Origin of the sequence: Anaerotignum sp. (assembly GCF_040307045.1) — a bacterium.
Taxonomy (GTDB): Bacteria; Bacillota; Clostridia; order Lachnospirales; family Anaerotignaceae; genus Chakrabartyella.
Map to the genome: position 1 here is coordinate 192378 of NZ_JAWRKF010000017.1, position 19241 is coordinate 211618.

At 40.5% G+C, this 19241-nt stretch carries 16 protein-coding genes; 6 read left to right on the forward strand and 10 right to left on the reverse strand.

The window, feature by feature from the left end:
• Nucleotides 1–352: 352 nt before the first annotated feature.
• From dctP to ABVZ64_RS09685, 3 genes are read left to right on the forward strand one after another with little or no spacing between them, the layout of a single operon-like run.
• Nucleotides 353–1396: a TRAP transporter substrate-binding protein DctP gene (gene dctP / locus ABVZ64_RS09675; protein ID WP_352400812.1), complete on the forward strand. Its 1044-nt coding sequence runs from the start codon at nt 353–355 to the stop codon at nt 1394–1396.
• A gap of 44 nt (nt 1397–1440) precedes the next feature.
• Nucleotides 1441–1995 (forward strand): TRAP transporter small permease, encoded by a 555-nt coding sequence (locus ABVZ64_RS09680; protein ID WP_352400813.1) that lies wholly within the window; start codon nt 1441–1443, stop codon nt 1993–1995.
• Complete coding sequence (locus ABVZ64_RS09685; protein WP_352400814.1) at nt 1992–3293, forward strand: TRAP transporter large permease; 1302 nt, start codon at nt 1992–1994, stop codon at nt 3291–3293. The genes ABVZ64_RS09680 and ABVZ64_RS09685 overlap by 4 nt, the downstream gene beginning before the upstream one ends.
• 368 nt (nt 3294–3661) lie before the next feature.
• On the opposite strand, the gene ABVZ64_RS09690 is transcribed toward ABVZ64_RS09685, so the two are convergent.
• The 3 genes from ABVZ64_RS09690 to ABVZ64_RS09700 all read right to left on the reverse strand — a co-directional run bounded on the left by ABVZ64_RS09690 (nt 3662) and on the right by ABVZ64_RS09700 (nt 7411).
• Nucleotides 3662–4741, reverse strand: a complete 1080-nt coding sequence (locus ABVZ64_RS09690) for an NAD/NADP-dependent octopine/nopaline dehydrogenase family protein (RefSeq protein ID WP_352400815.1) — start codon at nt 4739–4741, stop codon at nt 3662–3664.
• A gap of 150 nt (nt 4742–4891) precedes the next feature.
• Nucleotides 4892–5965, reverse strand: a complete 1074-nt coding sequence (locus ABVZ64_RS09695) for an NAD/NADP octopine/nopaline dehydrogenase family protein (protein ID WP_352400816.1) — start codon at nt 5963–5965, stop codon at nt 4892–4894.
• A 33-nt stretch (nt 5966–5998) separates the two neighbouring features.
• Nucleotides 5999–7411, reverse strand: coding sequence for a sodium:solute symporter family protein (locus tag ABVZ64_RS09700; RefSeq protein WP_352400817.1), 1413 nt, complete (start codon nt 7409–7411; stop codon nt 5999–6001).
• A gap of 697 nt (nt 7412–8108) precedes the next feature.
• On the opposite strand from ABVZ64_RS09700, the gene ABVZ64_RS09705 reads away from it, so the two are divergent.
• Entirely contained in the window at nt 8109–8861 is a 753-nt protein-coding gene (locus ABVZ64_RS09705) for a FadR/GntR family transcriptional regulator (protein ID WP_352400818.1), read from the forward strand.
• A gap of 648 nt (nt 8862–9509) precedes the next feature.
• Here ABVZ64_RS09705 and ABVZ64_RS09710 read toward each other — a convergent pair.
• From ABVZ64_RS09710 to ABVZ64_RS09740, 7 genes are all read right to left on the reverse strand, one after another.
• The gene (locus ABVZ64_RS09710; RefSeq protein ID WP_352400819.1) at nt 9510–9686 is read right to left on the reverse strand and encodes a hypothetical protein; all 177 of its coding nucleotides are present in this window, start codon (nt 9684–9686) and stop codon (nt 9510–9512) included.
• Between the two features lie 440 nt (nt 9687–10126).
• Entirely contained in the window at nt 10127–11038 is a 912-nt protein-coding gene (locus tag ABVZ64_RS09715; protein WP_352400820.1) for a DUF4428 domain-containing protein, read from the reverse strand.
• Nucleotides 11039–11059: 21 nt separating this feature from the next.
• Nucleotides 11060–12745, reverse strand: a complete 1686-nt coding sequence (locus tag ABVZ64_RS09720; protein WP_352400821.1) for a DUF2207 family protein — start codon at nt 12743–12745, stop codon at nt 11060–11062.
• A gap of 8 nt (nt 12746–12753) precedes the next feature.
• Nucleotides 12754–13314 carry a LemA family protein gene (locus ABVZ64_RS09725; protein ID WP_352400822.1) on the reverse strand — a complete coding sequence of 187 codons (561 nt, stop codon included), beginning with the start codon at nt 13312–13314 and terminating at the stop codon, nt 12754–12756.
• 98 nt (nt 13315–13412) lie between these two features.
• Nucleotides 13413–13838: an LptM family lipoprotein gene (locus tag ABVZ64_RS09730; protein WP_352400823.1), complete on the reverse strand. Its 426-nt coding sequence runs from the start codon at nt 13836–13838 to the stop codon at nt 13413–13415.
• A gap of 49 nt (nt 13839–13887) precedes the next feature.
• The gene (locus ABVZ64_RS09735; RefSeq protein WP_352400824.1) at nt 13888–14301 is read right to left on the reverse strand and encodes a hypothetical protein; all 414 of its coding nucleotides are present in this window, start codon (nt 14299–14301) and stop codon (nt 13888–13890) included.
• Between the two features lie 344 nt (nt 14302–14645).
• Nucleotides 14646–16514, reverse strand: a complete 1869-nt coding sequence (locus ABVZ64_RS09740; RefSeq protein ID WP_352400825.1) for an SH3 domain-containing protein — start codon at nt 16512–16514, stop codon at nt 14646–14648.
• 598 nt (nt 16515–17112) lie between these two features.
• Here ABVZ64_RS09740 and ABVZ64_RS09745 point away from each other — a divergent pair.
• Together ABVZ64_RS09745 and ABVZ64_RS09750 are read left to right on the forward strand one after the other, a co-directional pair.
• Nucleotides 17113–17838 (forward strand): LytR/AlgR family response regulator transcription factor, encoded by a 726-nt coding sequence (locus ABVZ64_RS09745; RefSeq protein WP_352400826.1) that lies wholly within the window; start codon nt 17113–17115, stop codon nt 17836–17838.
• Nucleotides 17839–17859: 21 nt separating this feature from the next.
• Entirely contained in the window at nt 17860–19131 is a 1272-nt protein-coding gene (locus ABVZ64_RS09750; protein ID WP_352400827.1) for a sensor histidine kinase, read from the forward strand.
• Nucleotides 19132–19241: the final 110 nt, after the last annotated feature.

The window sequence follows — 19241 nt, forward strand, 5'->3', positions numbered from 1 at the left end:
ATGGTAAAACAGCTAGAAACGCAACTATGAACTTAGACTTTAATACTTAGCAATCTATTTTAACTAGGCCCTTCACTCCTATTAACCTCAATTGCCAAAGCCAGAAAAAATAAGCAATAATCGGCACCTACTTTATACTTGATAAAATCTTTTGCAATTAAAAGATGAAGATTCCTTTGAAATATTTAAACCACAATTTTTTTTTGGGGGACAATAATTTGTGTTAATTTAGCGTAAAAAAATTATATTTGTCTTATTTTTTTATTTTATTTTTATGCACGTTTGCCATTTAAGTTATTTATTGATAATAAACTATAAAGTAACCATACAATCATCTAAGGAGGAGATTACTATGAGGAATTTATTTGCATCTGCTTTATCAATCGTTTTGTGTACGGCATTAGTACTAACAGGTTGCGGTGGGGGTAGCAACAGCAGTAAAGGGACCGAGGACGTTCAAAAGCCAATTGTGCTAAGATTGGCATCCGACGCTCCCCTGGAGCATATCGCTACCGGACTAAATAATGGGGCAGCTGAAAAAGTCAAGGAAAGAACGAACGGAAGAGTGGAAATTCAATATTTCCCTGCAAGCCAACTTGGCAGTTACGAAACAGTATATGAAGAAATCGTGAGAGGCAGTATTGATATTGCCCAGATAACCGTTCCCGACGCTTTGGACCCTCGTTTGGGTGCAGCATATCTTCCATATTATGCAACAAGCTTTGAGGAAGCAGAGATCCTTTATGCCCCTGACTCCTATATGAGTCAAGTTTTTAAAGACCTAACCGCAGCCAACAATGTACGTTTTTTAGGATGGGTACTTGAAGGCTTTATTGGAATGGGTGTTGTAAAAGATCCAACAGATGTGATGGAACCAGGAACAAATAAAGGAATTAAACTGAGAAGCCCTGGGCTTGCAACATTTAGATATGTTCAGGAAGACCTTGGCTATAACCCTATCACAATTACATATGCCGAGGTTCCTACTGCAATCCAAACAAAAGTTGTTGATGGTTGGATCGGTGGTACACCAAATATGAATTATGCATGGGTTGGCGAAATTATCAAAAAAATGTACGTAAATTATCTTCATGCTGAGGCTACTTGTTACGTTATGAGTGAAAAGAGCCTTGCAAAACTCAGCGAAGAAGATCAGGCAATTTTAATAGAGGTTTTTGAAGAACACAGTGTACAAAGCTTTAAAGATGCAAAAGCAAATGAAGATGTTTATAAAGGTAAATTACGGGATGATTATGGTGTTGAGGTAGTTGAACTTACTGAGGAAGAACTGTCAAAGAATGCCGAATTCGTACGTGAGGTAACCTGGACTAGATTAGAAGAAGTTTTAACTCCCGAATTGATTGAAGGTTTTAGATCTGAAGTGGAAAAATTATAATCTTGAAATTATTTTGGCTAAAGTACTAGCAGAGGGAGACGGCTATGAAAAATAGAGAGGATAATATTTTATGGAAAGCTCTACTTGCCGCCCAAAGAGCAATTATATTAGTCACTGCAGTGGGTGTAACTGCCATTGTTGGTGGTGCGTGTATACTAAGGGCGTTTGGCATTAACTTTATCGGATTTGAAGAAATATTGATAATAGTCGTTTTTTGGCTTTATATGACAGGGTGTTCCTATGGTACCTTTGAAAAAAGTCAAATTACGGCAGACATTCTTGAAGTAATGTTACCAGAAACATTATTTAAAAAAATCACAAAGTTAGCTAGATACGCTCTAACGTTTCTACTGTGTATTGTTTTTACTTATTGGGGATTCATGCTTGCCATGTGGACAATCCAAATGGATACACGTACACCAGTATTTAGAATACCTGTTGCAACTGGACAGATTTCTATTTTTATAGGGTTGCTAATTAGCTCGTTCTACAATCTTGTATATTTCATTGACGAAATTAAATTATTTTGCAGGGAAATGAGGGAAGGAAAAAAAGGATCCCCTGCTCTTGTTGACAAAGAAGGGGGGAGTGAAAAATGAATGCTGTTTTTATTGCGGTAGCAGTTTTGCTTATTGTACTTATTATAGGTGTGCCTATTCCCCTTGCCTTCTTCGCTTCAACTTTGTCTATCGTTTACTTTGGTGGATATGATTATTCCTTTTTACTTCCTTATGGATATAACAAGGCAAGTTCTATTATTCTTACCGCCATCCCTCTGTTCATACTTGCTGGCAGCCTTATGGAAAAGGGCGGCATTGGTGAACGACTTGTTAACCTAGTTGAAATATTTGTAGGCAGAATTAAAGGCGGCCTTGGTGCCGTTATGGTTATTTCCTGTGCGTTATTTGGTGCTATTTCTGGTAGTGGTATGGCAACATTATCATGTATTGGTTCTATCATGCTTCCTAGAATGTATGCAGCAGGGTATCCAAGAGGTCATTGTGCTGCCTTAATTTCCTCAGCCTCATTACTTGGCTTACTCATTCCGCCAAGCTTGAATATGATTCTCTTTGCCTGGATAGGCGGACAGTCCGTTCTTGCAAGCTTTATGGCTACGGTAGTACCAGGTATTATTCTGATTTGTCTTTTGAGTTTGGTAAACATTTTCTTATTAAGAAAAAATAACAACATCATTTTGACAGATCATATGCCGCCAAGTGAATGGGTTAAAACTTTGGGCAAAAGAACAAAGAGCGCTATCCCAGCATTGGTGGCACCTATCATCATTTTAGGCGGAATATACGGTGGTAAAATGACACCTACGGAAGCAGCAGCTATTGCAGTTTTCTACTCAGTTCCTGTTGGTTGGTTCATTTACAAAGGTCTCAACAAAGACTCTATCAAAGAAAGCCTACTCTCAGCAGGTACTACAGCTGGAGTTATCATGATTATGTTATTTTCTGTTATGATTTTGTCCAGACTATATGTAATGGAAAATGTACCTATGATGATTTTGAACGCTATGACTGCTGTTACGGAAGATACTAAAATTTTAATTTTGATGGTAAATCTCTTCCTTATTATTATTGGTATGATAATGGATGATACCAGTGCAATTCTTTTAACTACGCCTATTATTTTACCCGTAGTTATTTCCCTCGGTATTGATCCAGTACAGTACGCAGCCATTATGGGCGTAAACCTAGGTTTAGGCTGTGTTACTCCCCCATGTGCACCTTTCTTGTACCTTGGTTCAAGAGTTGGTGGTGCACCAATCAACGAGATGTTAAAACCCACTTTATGGTTTATCTTGTTTGCTTGGATTCCTACACTTATAATCACTACCTATGTGCCAGAAGTTTCTCTTTTCCTGCCTAGAATTATGGGGTTAATTTAAAAGTAAGTATGTTATAACAATAGTATGGAGCAAGAGTTTTAAAAATCTTGCTCCATACACTTTTAAAAAATTCTAACAGATGGCAGTTACATCTTACTAAATCATGGCCCTTAACCCAGAGTGACAAGTACATTGCTCTTTATTCCTCCGGGTACTATTTGGCATTGCTGCACGTGTACTGCCCCACTTAACTCTAGTAGATAATTTCCATGAACATCAACAAAATGGCCATGGTGCAACCACGGAGAAGATTACAATGACAATTTTACCCACCATCTTCATCCAAACTTTTGTCAGAAAACTCTGGTGACAAAATCTTAGTATGCATCCTTTTTGATAGGAGCTTGGCTATTATCGATATACTTTATTTAGAAGTCTCCTTGGCATATTTGAATAAATTCTTGTTTATTCATTCCCTTCAATCCCAACGTTCCTTGAGTTCTTCCCTCATCCAAGTCAATAAGTAAATCTTTAGCTATGGTAACGATGGCATCTATGGTGGGCGTATCTACGCCAGCAATTTTTGCTAAGGTTTGAAAAGCAACCAAAGAATATGGTACATCTTCCCTTAAATACCTACTATCTAAAGTATTTTGACCCATTAAACCTTTATATCCTTTATTGTTACGCAAAACATCGTAAATTGTATCTCCTTCAACCTGATACATGGTTTTAAATTCATCCACAAAAGTTCGAATGTTAAGCCCGTAGGCCTGGCCTATTTTCATACGTTCTTTATCAACAGCTTCTGCAATTTTCCCTTGGCCATGAGTAAAATCTAAATAATATTGATAGGGAATATTGCTCTCAATCCTGCCTGTATTTAGTATGGTTGGCCCTGGATGAACGATAGCATTTAAATTATCCAAGCTAATTCGAATAATGTCATCACAAAAAACAAGCTCTGGTAATACGTCACAGAAAAGTTCTTCCGCTTCTTGATTAAATTTTGATGGATATGTACAAGCCGTATAGCTAACTTTTTGCCCTCCAATATTAACATACCCCACTCTATCTGCCCTACAAGCGAACAAAAGCGTTGCAGTGCAAACAATTCTAATGTCCGCTTTACACTCAAACAGATCTAACGTGTTCCTAAACTCGATTGCACCTAAAGGCGCCATAGGATTTAATACAACGTATTGTCCATCCTCTAAATAAGGAGCCATTTGCTCGGCCATTTTGCTATGATAGATGGAGGGTAAAACTATGAAAATTAGCTCTGCTCCTTCAATGACTTCCTTCATTTTTGTGCTAGCTAACATAATTTTACCAAATCCTGTCACACTAGCATTTCCAGCAATTTGGATACCTCCTAATTCATTGAGCCTCTCGATTGTTTCTTCTGCAACATCAAAAATTCGTACATCATGTCCCTGTAATGCAAAATATCCTGCAAATGCCTGGCCACCATTACCTGCTCCGATGATTGCTATATTCTTTTTCATGTTATCCATCCTTTCACAACTTTCACAAAACTTTCTGACAGAAAAAGGTTACCCCCCAACGAAGGTAACCTATAATCTTTGTTTGTCTTTCTTGAGGGAGAAATCTAAACATTTTTATTATTAAAATAGGAGTTTGTTGAAATTTATTCATTAGCCTCTGCACATTGAAATGAATTCCTCTTTTGTTACATTTTCAAGGCCTAAATTTCTTAATGTTCTGCCTTCTTCAATGTCATTAACCATAGCCCTTGCAATAACAATCATTGCGTCTGTACAGGGAGTAGGTACTCCTGCAATTTTCCCCATTGTCTGAATTGCTACCAAAGAACAGGGAATGTCTTCCATTACATATCTAGTTCTTAACGATGTTTGACCTTTAATTCCATGATAACCTTCACAGTTTGTAATAACTTCGTGGAAAGTCTCACCATGTGTTTCATAAATATCCAGATATTCATCCTTAAGAGTTCTACAGCTCACATTGAAGGCTTTTGCTATAGACATTCTTTCCTCATCCAATGCCTCAACAAACTTTGCTTGACTTGGAGTCATATCCAAATAGTATTCAAATGGTGTGTGCGATTCAATCCGCCCTGTATTTAAAATAGTTGGACCAGGATGCATAAATGCATTTAAATTGTCTAAGCTAACTCGGATAATATCCTCACAAAACTCAAATTGAGGTAATACTTTCGCAAATAATTCTTTTGCTTCATTGTTTCTAATCGAAGGATATGTAGATGCAGTAAAACTTGTTTTTTGACCCGCAATTACAACATGGCCGACTTCTACTGCACGACAGGCAAATAATAATGTAGCCGTACATGCTAACATAATATTTGCAGTACACCCCAAGTCATCTAATTGTTTTTTAAATTCAACAGTCCCTAAAGATGCATTTGGGTTTAATACGACGCACTGACCGTCTTTTAAATATGGCGTCATTTTTTTAGCAATCTCCTTATGATACAGAGAGGGTAGTACGACTAAAATAATTTTTGCACCCTCCATTACCTGGCTAATATCTGTACTAGCCAAAGCAATCTTCCCAAAACCTGTAACATCACAGTTGCCTTCAATGAGAACACCACCTTTCTCATTGAGTGTATCCACCGTTTTTTGAACAACATCAAAAATTTTAACTTCATGACCGTGTAAAGAGAGGTATCCAGCAAATGCCTGGCCCCCATTTCCTGCTCCAATAATTGCAATAGGTTCTTTCATTTTATCACCCTTAATTTATAAATTTGATTACGTTTACGCTGAAAGATTTTTTTCTTTGCTTTCTTTTTTTCTTGTCGTGGCACTAACCACTAATAAAGGGATAAAGGATAAAGCAATACCAATTGCTGCATAGTTAATTTGGGTTTTTAATACCATACCCACAACACAACCAACGGCACCAGCAATCATGCTTGCCACAATCCCTTCTTTCGTTAAGAAATTCTTATTTCTTGCCAAATATCCAACATAGATAGGACAGAGCAATGTGGCTGCTGAGAATGCATATGTTGTGACTAACCAACCTAAAGTATCGCTAAAATACAAGCACAAAATCAATGCCACCATAATTGTCACCAAAGATAAAATTCTTGATAACCTTAATGTTTTCTCTTCAGTCATTCCAGGCTTTATAAAGGGAACGATATCCCTGGTGATATTTACAACAACAGACTGAACACCACTGCTTACTGTAGACATTAACGTAGCAAAAATCAAAGCTGCAAAACCAGCCAATAAAGGAAGGGGCAATTGAGCCATAAACCATCCTGTTGCTGCACTACCTTCGATACCAGGGTTAACAGCCTTAATGTTGATTCCCATATATACTGACCATGCAAAAGCCAACATCAAAAGCACAGCAGAAATTGCTAAACTTTTATTTACACTTTTTTCATCATCAGCTGCACATACTCTTTGAAAATATAACTGATTTGTCAATCCCCCTGGTAGAATAGAAAAAATCCAAAGGAACACCGTCACCTTACCCACACTTTCAATGGAACCTTTGAAAGTAAGCATAGCAGGATCTACGGTCTGGGCAACCACATCTAGTCCCCCACTTAAATTTGTTACATAAAAAACCGAAATAATGCACATGAAAATCATAAAACAAGCAAATATAAAGTCAGTCCATGCCACCGTTTTTAATCCAGAAGGCATTACAAATAATAAACTCACTACACAGAAAATCAGACACAGTAATTTATAATCAAAACCAGTTAGTGAAGTATAAATATTACCAAAAGCAGTAATTTGTGATGTTACCCAACCAAAAGGAACTACAATAGTCATGACAGCCGCCACAATTGTTACAAATTTGCTTTGATTGGAAAAACTGCGTAAAATTTCTGGCACCGTAGTAAAATTATTTCTTCTTAACCATTTCGCTGGAATCATGATAAAGAAAAAAACGATACAGGATAAAAATCCGTAAATCAATGTTGAAATACCATGGGTAAACGAGTTTCCAACATGACCTACTAAAATGCCACCGCCCATTGCACTGGCAAACTGCGTTCCGATAACAACATAAATTGGTAAACTTCTGCTGGCAACTGCCCAGTCCTCCTCCGAAGTACCCTGCTTCTTACTAATCAGGTACGTAGGAATCAATGTGGCTGAAATAACTAAAATCGTTGCTAGAATGATTGCCATTGTTGATGTCATAGCTGATACCTCCATAAAAATTTTTACTCTTACATGACAAGTATTGAATTTGGTGTCTCTTTGCTTTCATTCTGTTTCGTTATTGAACTTGTTCAATTATAATCTGTAAGCAAAGGTATTGCCATTTAAACCTTCCCCCCCTTCAACGATTACTGTAAAACGCAGCGCCTGTTCTACTTGTATATGTGTTCGATTGTACTACAACTAAAAATGTATTACAATGCTATTTATGTACAGTTTTGTTTTTTATCAAATACTGTTAAAAAATGTTTCTTTTACGCCATCAAATAAAAAAACTTTTGTTCATTTTAAACAATGCACACCTTTTCAACTTTATAAACCTTTACATAAACCATGACTGGTTCTTCTGCCTACATTAGTTTCCACCTTGATTTTTCAAATCAAACAAGCTAAAATATAATTAATTGTAGCTAATTCTTTACTTATAGGAACATTTCTATGTAACTTCATAATCTATAAACTGCTTTATGTAAATAATTGCTTGTTTTTATTTAATCTCATTAATGCCCTTGAGATTAACAAATACTTTCTTAATATGAACGAGTGTTATGATTGCCCATTGAAATAAACATTTGAATAAATTGTTCACATTTTAATTTGTCTTTATCTTGAAACAAAAGATAAATATTTGGCTGCTGAAAATTAGTATTGTGAATTAGGCACTTAGGAGGACTTTATGATTCCAAAAATAAAAAAAATCAACCTTGGAACACAACTAATGGATACAATGATTTCTTTAATTGAAAATGGCACCTGGAAAGCTGGGGAAAAATTACCAAATGAAATTGAACTTGCCAATTCCTTTAGTGTTAGCAGAAACATCATGCGTGAATCAATGAAAATCCTAGAAAACTTTGGTATTCTTGACTCTAAAACAGGAATTGGTACTTATATCTCAGATAATGCCATAAGTAATATTTGTAATATGCGTTTTTTTGAAAGTCTTAAAAACAACACTTCTATAGAAAAGCTATTGGAAACACGATTGATTATCGAACCAGAATTGGCATATTATGCTACACTTCGGGCAACAGATGAAGAAATTGAAACACTAAAAATTGTACTGGAAGAGGACACTAAAAAACATCTGATTACTAATTTTTTTCATACCGATGATTTTCATTTTCATTTGCATGTGGCCAAATATGCAAGAAATGATATTTTAGAGAATCTTTTAACAACGATTTTGGAGCAGCTTTCTGCCGATGCATATGGTAACTTTAATAAGTTTGTAGACAACTCTGTGAAAATTGATAGTTTTAATGATCATATGGCTGTTTTCGGCGCCATACAAAAAAGAGACCCACTACTAGCAAAAGAAATTATGTATCATCATCTTTTTGCCAGAATGAAGGTTATCAATCCAGACTATGGAACCAATTTAATTTACTCTGAAAAAATAAGAAACGATCGATTGAAAGAAAACTAATAAATTTTATATTAAATAGCCTCATCAGGTATTTTCTTTTATCAGTCAAACAAAAAGTTTATAAAGAAATCGTGAAAAGATATGATAAGTAAGTATTAAAAAAAGAAACTTAGCGTTGCCTAGCCAGCTAATGGCTAGTTATTTTTATGTAATGAAATACCTAGTGCTTAAAATCTCTCGACAGCTGTTTCCTATGAAATTTTATTGAAATTTCAATGGGAACTCCAAGTGAAAAGAGGGAAACTCGTACCAAGAATTCATCGGTGACACCATTAGAATCAAAAAAAAGGTTCAAAGTTATTACTGCAAACAACACGATAGGAAATAATTGAATGCGCATATCTACTATGACATCAAAAGCAAGCATTGCATATGACATTAAAGGGTCACTATGCATGAAAGTCAAATAGCCTAATTATCATTCAGCCTACTTTTGGCTTTGATAATTAGGCTATTTGACACATCATTGTAAACCTATCTACCCATAAAAAATTTTATCTCCTCATCCTACCTAATGCTAAATCTGTCCTCTTAACCAGAAGAATTGGGCAGTTATCCATAGGTGTTTTTACAAGGGGTTCGAGGATTCATACCACCTATGTTCTTCTTCCAAGGGACGGGCTTGACACTTTCCTATCTTCACTTGCATCAACCTTTTGCCTCCTTGTTGATTTCCTCCACCGTTGCCAAATCCATGCCCACTGTGATGTGAGTATTGTTCACCACCACAAGGATGTTCACGATTTTCTTGGTAATGATGGTATCCTGCACGGTCTTTGGCAGATTGATCGCAACATTAGAGCCATTTTTGTTGCCTGTGTTCACACGAAGTACAACTGTGATACTGTTTTACTCCCAACCGTTTTTCTTAGCCTCAGCCAATGTCTTGTCAAAGGCGTCAGTCACAGTTTTGTCAGTAATGCTCACTGTAACATTACCCTTGTTGATCACAGTACTGGGAACCTTAATTTCTCCCTGTGGGGGTGAGTTTGATTGATCCTGTGGGGGTGGGGTGACGATGACAGGGCTGCTTTTGGCGTTTGAGGAACCTCCCCCACTGCCTCCAGAGCCACCACCGCCGATATAAGTCCAATGGGCATAATAGGTTACATTAATACTGACTTCTTCCTGGGTGGCGGAGCGAATGTTGGGTTTCTCCCAGGAAGGGTATCCCTTTATTGCTCCGACCCGGCAGAAAAAAGCCGCAGTCCTCCTAGGCGTAAGTCATGTCGTCCCTCTTTTGCCCATAGACACGGCGGCTATCTTCAAATCCCAAGGAGCTGTTTTTTCTTTGCATCAAACTCCTGCTGAGAAAGTGCACCGTCCTCCATGAGAGCCTTGTATTTTTTAATTTCTTCGATTACGTCTACGGTAGGTGCTGAGGAAATGTGTTCTCTCTGTGCCTCCGACGTGCCAAGACCAATAGATTGCACCGATGTTTCGGGCAATGCCATGGTTTTGATTGCCGCCACCAGCTTTTCAATTTCTTCTATATTATGTTGATAATCACGGAGGTAGTTGTTCACATCCGGGTGTGTATGATCAAACCGTGGGCCGTCCATATCGCATTTGATCACTGACCAGTAGGGATGGTCCACATGCAGCTCCACATTAAATGCCTGAAACGGCTCAGGAATATGAAAATATTGTATCGGTGTGGAGTGGTTCACCTTGCCGTCATCCAGCCTGTCTAGGGTTCGAGCCATCTGTCGGCTCATGGCAAACTGTGCAATCTGCGGTGCCATGGCTATGGCACGCTCTGGCACAGTGCTGACATAGCGACGTATGCCTGCCGCCGAACCCTCAAATAAAGGGGTACTGTCCTCTTTAATAACAAAAGCTTTCAGTGCCTTCCCTTCAAAAACGGTTTTATCCAAATTTTTGCTCATACAAAACAGCTTATTCTGGTAATCAAAAGTGATTTTGGTATCCCAAAGACCGAAGTCAATCTGCTCCGAAATTACGAACTGACCTTTCAGTATTTGGTTTTGCTCGTAGAATGCCAAATAGTCCCGAAAGCCCTGCATCGTCAGAGAACTTTCCTGATCGGCACCCATATCAATCTTGCCAAAACAGTTGTTGCAAATATATTCGCCCTCAATTTTTGATGGCAGAATCAGTGGAATCTTGCCGCCGCATATGGGGCAAGGGGGTTTTTTAGAAAATAGTCCCATCATTAGTTCCTCTCTTTGTTCTCATTATCTTGTCCCACCGCCGCTGCCGCCACCGATGGAACCACCACCCCCGCCAAGGGATGCAAATCCGCCGCCTCCGCTACTGCGTTTTTCCTGATCACGCCGATCTTCAGCTTGCTTCATATTTCTATACAGTAAATAGTGGTAGGAATAGGCGGTCGCTATGCTCCCGCTGTAATCGGTCACCTCGGCAGAAATTTGGGGGTACAGCTCTTTCATTTGCTCCGCCACTTGATCGGCGATGCCAAACAACATGGCATAGGTTAGCAGTTCCCTCCAAATGGGGATTTCCTTGATGCTGCGCTCGGCAACCAGTGAAAAATCCATCAGATACTGCTTAAGCCCCATCAGCTCGCCCAGCTCCTGTTCTCCGCCAGGCGTTAGGTCGGTAAGCTTGGCTGGCCTATTCCACCGTTTTAGGCAGTGCTTTTGATTCAAATGTGCTTTGCCTGCACTGTGATGCTTCTCTATGTAAGCACGCAGAAGCTTGTCATTTTGAGTTGCAAAACGTGTCAACTCCTTTGCTTGCAGGGTGGAATCCGAACCAGCTGCACCTTCGAGCACCGTATAAAGGTACTCGTCGTACTCGTTCATTTTATCATGCTGCCCGCCCATCAACCGCAGATTGACCATTTCTTTGGTTTTGCCAATCAAGCTGACTTGCTGTGTTTCCTCAGGGCACAGGCAGCCAAGTTGAATCAGCCGTAGCATTCCTGTAGCAAGAATGGAGCTATCCTCACACACATCAAACAGACACCCCAGCGCATAGGTGGCGCTCAGATTGCCGTCATTGGGAATGTCTCTGAAATACCCGAACCGCTCTAAAAATTTTTGCCTTTTTTTCTCCCTGCGTTTCTTTTTTATCCTAAAAAACCAAATCATCAGCCCGATGGGCAGCCCGATGGACAAAAGCATGGTAACAATGGCTTCAAATGTGGAAATTTCTTCACCGGTATTATCGTAATCGCTGCCAATCATGGCAGTTTCCTTTACTTCCTCAAAGCTGCCCAGTTCTTGTCGTGCTGGGGCAATGATTCCCTTATCCATTGAAAACATCACTGTCACATGGTTTGAAAAATTGATGGCACTTTCCGTATAGGCAAGAATGGCACCATCTGAAAAACCCACCTGGCCGTCATAGCCAAACCCCCATACCGCAGCATTTTTCTCTGTGATGGGCGTTCCGTCTGCCAACCGGATTTCCACCTTCACATCGGTTGGGGTGGTGTTCATCCCATCGTTTACAAATCGAAAATTCATGCCATCCCTGTCATTATAACCGCCCACTGCATTGTCCAACTTATATTCAATGGCATAGCGATTATAACCATATCTGCTGATGCCGAAGCAAATTTCATAGCCACTGTCCGTAGGATGGATGCCGCATTTTCTCGTTTTTTCCTCAAAGCTCCAATCAGTATTCCAATCTGGAACGGTCTCATAGCTCCCGTCTTGGTCAGAGACCATAAGATTACCAATGGTCAGTGTTTCGGCTGTGTTCATGGGAATGTAGCTTTCGGTTCCCTCGTTAAAATCCCCCTCCCAAACCTGTGTCACATACATGGAACCATCCTCGTAAATGACAGCCTGAATATCTATGGTATTTACTTGATTTGCCCCATTAACCGTTAAAGAAAGGGCAAACAATAAGGCTAAGCATAAAATCAGGCCACTTACTTTTTTGCACATATTGCACCTCATTTCATGCTGGGCATATTCGCCTTATCCGCCTGCTCCACAAGATACTCTCTTTGTCCAAAGCCCAATATTCCGGCAACCATGGATACCGGGAACATTCGGATTTCGCGGTTTAGCTTTGTTACACTGTCATTATAGATTAGACGGCTAGTGCGTACCATATTTTCAAAGGTCTGCACCGCGTCCATTGTTTTGATGTAATTTTGGTTGGCTTTCAGGTCAGGGTACTGTTCCGTTACCATGGCAATCCTGCCAAGTGCTTCGGAAATAACCCCTTCCTGACGCATCACATCATCGGGCGTGGATCTTGCCGTGATGACGCTTCTTCTTGATTTGATTGTCTCAATCAGCGTTTCACTTTCGTGCTTAGCATAGCCCTTTGTCAGATCCAAAAGAGCCGTCAGCGCATCAAAGCGACTGGAAAGCTGCACCCCGATCTGGCTCATGGCATTGCTGATATTCTCATCCAGCACCACCAGTCTGCGCTGGGTGGAGATGACCCATAGAACAAGCACCGCCGCAATTACAGCGATTGTGATGAAAGTTGGCAGCATATTCATTTCCTCCTTTTTGTTAAGGCGGATGCGTGTAATCCACATCCGCCTTTGCCATAAGATTACTTTTTTACAGTTTATCTATTTTAAAAAAGAAGTAAATGTTAGTTGATATAGGGCTCGCTGAATTTAGCAACTAAGTTGGGCATTTCGTCCAGCATTATTTGATACTGTTCCACAATAGTGTCAATTTCCTCCGTGCTGGTATCTCCGAATCCATCAAGTTCTTCAAGTCCAACTCTCGCAGAGTCCATAATGGCATATATCGTATTCAGCTCTTGCACTGCCGTTTCATCCTGTTCCCAGCCGTTTTTTGAGGCAGCCTCAGCCGCTTCGTTGTACAGGGGGGCCATCTTTGCCATGATATCTACAATTGCCGTTGCCTGCTCTGGGGTAACGTTGTCCTTGCGTTGTGTTGCGGCGGGGGTGGATTCTGGGGTAGATTCAGGGGTTTCGGCATTGCCTCCTCCACAGGCTGCCAGGGACAGGGTCATAACAAGGGTTATCATAAGTACCATTAATTTTTTCATTTTAAATTCCTCCATATTCTTTTAGTAGTTTTGTGGTATATAGGAAAGGTCAATGGCCGATTTCTTCTAAAGCAGCACTGGCTTCAGCAATGAAAGTACGACCTACCTCAATGGCTACTGTCAGGGCACCCATAATCTCAGGGGTGAGCCCGTCAGGACTGGCAAAGTATTCGTCCGCCTTAATAATTTCATCGGAAAGCTCATTCAGAGCTGCAACAAGCTCTTCATTTTGTATAAGCTCAGGGCTTGCATTTACCTTATCAGCAACTACATCAAATTCTTCTGCCATACTTAAAAAATCCTTTGCAAGAGCTTGCTGCTCTGCTGTAAATTCCGTTTCCTCAACATGTTCTGGTGAGGAAGGAGTGGAAGGAGTTGCTGAGGGAGCAGAATCCCTACCTCCACAGGCCGCAAAACTCAGCGTCATTATAAGCGCCATTATAAATATCAGGAATTTCTTCATTTCTATATCCTCCGTTTTCTATTGGGTTGATTAGGGCAAGTTTCATGCATTTTCTCTATCCAAACTCTGATGCATAAAACCCTCCGTTACATGAACCATTATTTTTGAACATGAAACATAATTTGGTTTTAGTTTGTACAGTGGGGGGCGTTGTCCCTATTCCTCGGTGTTGGGGACTCTTTAGGCTCAACCCATTCTTTGGATCTCGTCCGTTCACGTCCAAGTCCAGCAACTTCTGAGTGTTGTAAACCTTGAAATGGTTTTGCTCCAAAATGTACGTTGTCAGTCCCCTCATCGCCCCTTATGTAGCTGAAAGCATAGGTGTCGTCGTAGGGGTGGGTGAATTAGGCTTTGGTGAAAACAATTTTGCCTAGTTCAGGAGCGGAACCAGTAATGGAAGAAACAAACACCCCACTCCCGAAAGTGTTTACAAGCAACGCTTGATTTTTATAATCCCTTATAGTGCTGAATTTAGAATACGTATTAATTCTCCAAGTATGGGCTACATTATTGGAGTGCAATTGCATGGATGTGGGACAACTTGTATCCATATATACATAACGACCGTCATACATAATTGTGTATTCTGGTCCCCGTTCAGCACTGTTGTTTACAAGTTTAACGCTAAATGGCTGATCGGGCTTTTCGGATGAAAGTTCAAGCCAGTAATGATACCCTCCCCCAGGGTAAATATATCTATCTCCGATCTTCATATAGTAATCACCGGATTCTAAGATAGTAGCGTTAGTGTTTGGCGATGTTGACGTTGGGGCGGTTGACACGGGAGCTGAATTTTCAAGTCTGTCAGCCCAAACATAATACTCCATGCCGTTCCAGCGAACCCACGCGTATCCGTCTTTCCTTTTTTCCAATAATAAAACCTTTGTGCCTTGGGGGATCGTACCTAAAATATTACCCCCTGGTTTGTCACGGTAAGGTGCGCCGCCATGCTCCTTGTTGTTTAGAACTTTTACTTCCGGCACCGTTACAGTGGCGGCGGGTGATTTTACCGGTGCTGGGACAGGAGTGGCCTGCACCGGAACAGCCCCTTCATACACATGGATGGTATATTCCGCCACCTTTCTGCCCGCGTAGCGTACTTCCACCACTCTGTTTTTTCTGGCAGTTGTGAATCCACGACCTTCGGCTAGTTGTACGTTATCCATATAGAAGCTGATTCTATCATTTACATTTATGTCTTTGCCTCCGTTATTTATCACTGCATGAATTCCTGCGCTATCAAAGCCATCGCCTACGCTGTAGGCAGTTTTTTTGGGGAATGACAGTATATTAAGCCCCGCCACGGTGTGCAGAATGCGTCGGATGGAGAAATCCCCCATGGTGATGTTTACCGTTACCGAGCTTGTGCCGAAGTCATACTCTCCCCCAGCAAAAAGCCGACTACCATTTCCTAATATACGCAGACTGTCACCGTTAATAAGCTGTGAACTGCCATCTGTAAAGGTAGCGCGGACTTCAAAGTCAGTGGTACGCACCGTTGTATCAGTTCGGTTGCCACCTTTTAGAGGTTCCTTTGTCAATTCCACAGCGGATACAAAAGGGGTAACGGTAAAGGGAATGGTTAATTCCTTTCCTATCACCCTTACAATAAAATCTTTTTCGCCTGTCTCAAAAAAACGGAAGCCCTGTTGAACCCGTACGCCGTCCTCGTAACTGCGCATACCCCGCGAGCCAGCAAAAATCATTAAATCCTCGTGACCCAAATCCTGTGTCTTTCCGTTCCGAAAAGTAACCCGTACGACCATATCCCTTGGATCAAATGAATCTGCCCCTTGGCGATAGGTGGTTTTCGGCGGCGTAATAAGGGAAATCTCACTCACGTTTTGCCAGCCATGGTCTAAGCGAGGGATAACGTCAAACTTATATGGCGTTGCTACTATATCGCCCGACCGCATGATCATTTCATACATCCCTACGTGCTTGAAGACATCGCCCTGCTTAATTTGAACGCCATTGGCCCACCATTCCCTGTTTTTGGAATGAGAGATGATTCCGCCTTTTTTATGTTCATAAATTTCCCCTATTCCGTCAAAGGCATCGCCTACGACAAAGGTTCTCGTCATCCCCCACGGCTCATTCGTCCCAATTAGCACATCCATGGGACATCTGGCGAAAGCCGTCATGAGAAACATGTTCAGCATGGCTACTGCCATAGATAGGGTGAGCAACATTCTCATAAATGGTCTCTTCATAATTTTTCCTCCTTTTAAATTGAACGAAATAACAACTATTTCTCCACGTTCAATTTATCAAAAATCTCTTTACAAAACCGTTTGCTGCATGAAACATGATTTTTTCGACATGAAATATGATTGTGAATAAAGGCACCCAAGTGCCTTTTATGTTTTAGAAGTACAGAAACTCAATAACACAGAAAATCGACGAATTTGCATGAATTTATTTTGTATTTGTCATAATTTGATGATATACTGTGTCCTATTAGAATGAATAATTTTGAATTTTCAGAAAAAAGACGTGAAATGGGACTCAACGATAACAAATAATTCAACTGAAGACCAACAGAAGAATAAGAAATGGCCAGCCGTGCAGGACGGCGAGCATAAGCAGCGGCGCCCTGCCCAAAATATCAAAAGTAGAAACATATATGTCCATATTTGGGTTCGGATTTGCGGTGCCTTGGTTTCTGCCTTCGACGACATCACAGAATATCTTTTTATATAAAATACCGTTATTAAAATCCGAACCCGGAAATCGGTGTCTACTCGGCTTGTAGGAGGAATATCCTCCCAGAGTTTTTTAAGAGGTCTATTAGAACATGGAGGAGTGCTTATGCTACATATTGCTGTCTGCGACGATAATATTGATGAGCTAGCCAATATGGTACAGCTCATCGACCTGTACCGAACATCAAGACATCTAAACTGCCAACACGCCGAATTTTCAAACGGGTTTGAATTGGTCTCGGCCTTGGAAAAAGGAAAGCAGTTTGATATATATTGTATGGATATTATGATGCCGGGCTTTAGCGGTATTGAGGCGGCAAAGGAAATTCGTATCTTTGACAAAACCGCACCGATTTTATTCTTTACCTCATCGCCTGAGTTTGCTTTGGAAAGCTATTCAGTGAAGGCTATCAACTATGTACTCAAACCAATCTCAAAGGAAAAACTATTTTTCACCTTTGATGAACTGCTGGAGCAGATTAAATTGGGAAAGGATGAGGATGCAGTTATCATAAAGAGCAATGAGGGTATTCAAAAGATATTAATTTCCAATTTGATTTTTGTTGAAGTCATCGGCAGAAACGTACTCTATCATCTACGTTCCGGGAAAGTCATCGAGTGTACGGAAGCCTTTTCCTCTGTCTGCAATAACTTGATGAGATACGGGTGTTTTACGAAGCCCCACCGCTCCTATCTTGTAAATATGCAGTATGTGGATACCATTGAAAAACATCAAATAACCCTGCAGACACTTTCCTCTGTTCCTATTGCACAGGGCAAGGCGCGGGAGATTAAGGAGCAATATCTGAATTACCAAATGGAAGAAGAATAAACGAATGGAGGGAGTTTTAAAATGGCAGTAACAGTCATAGGACTTATACGATTTGGACTTTCTCTGGTCTTTGGCATCACGGTGTCCGTTCTCTTTGCGGGAATAGAACTCACAAAGAAAAATAGGCTCGTCACCAGCGTGCTATGGGTCATTTTCCTTATCGTTCAAACTGCCAGTTGGTGGCTTTTGGGCTTGGAATTGACATCAAAGCTGTATCCGCTGATTATCCACCTGCCGCTGATCGTGATATTCTCGCTGTACTTTAAACGGCCTTGGGCCATATCCGCCGTCAGTGTGCTTTCCGGGTATCTTTGCTGTCAAGCACCCCATTGGTTCGGTTCCCTTGCTGGATCTACCTTGAGCAGTAGACTTGCAGAGCATATTTTTTATATAGCGTCTGTATCTTTGGCTTATTATTTCTTGAAAAGATATGTGGCCGGATCTATCCGACAGTTGATGGAAAAGTCAACGAAATCTTGCTTGTTTTTGGGCGGAGTGCCCCTTTTTTACTATATGTTCGACTATGCCACCATCATCTACACAGATGTGCTTTACCGTGGCACGAAATGGGCTGTGCATTTCATGCCCTCAACAGTCTCAATTTTCTATTTTGTGTTTGTGATCTTCTACTATGCCGAGACGCAGAAACAAAATGTCCTGCAAAGAGAAAAGGATATGTTGGACGCACAATTTAGAATGGCACAAACAGAGTTTGCTTCTCTGCGGCAGTTACAGCACAATGCCGCGTCCTATCGCCATGATATGCGCCACCATTTTGCCCTTTTACAAGGACTGGCCTCCAAGGAACACATGGAGGGGATCAAAGAATACCTACGAACTGCCCAGGCCGACATGGATGCCATCACACCCATACGCTTTTGTGAAAACGAAACCGTCAATCTAATTTTGTCTGCTTTTGCTACAAAAGCCAAGCAATGGGAAATTATGCTGACGATAGATGCGAAACTGCCAGATTCCCTTCCCTTTAGCGATACCGAACTTTGCTCCCTCTTGTCAAATGCTTTGGAAAATGCCATACAAGCTACAAAAAATATAAATGATGAAAATAAACGCAATATTTTACTACGAATGTATTCCAAGAATCACAAGCTGTGCATTGACATTCGTAACCGATACCAGACAGAACCCATATTTCACCAAGGACTTCCTATATCAAAAAAACAGGGGCATGGTTTTGGCACAAAAAGCATGGCTCATATCGTGGAAAAACATGGTGGCGTGTTTCAGTTTACACTGAAAGATGGCTGGTTTGTATTTCAGGCCACCGCATAGTTGTTAATTTATCAAATCCTTACATCGAGTTTTTTGTCATCTTACAAAGGGGAATTCTGTTTTAAACCACAAATATTTGTAAAATGTAGCAAGAGCCTACTCCTATTCTC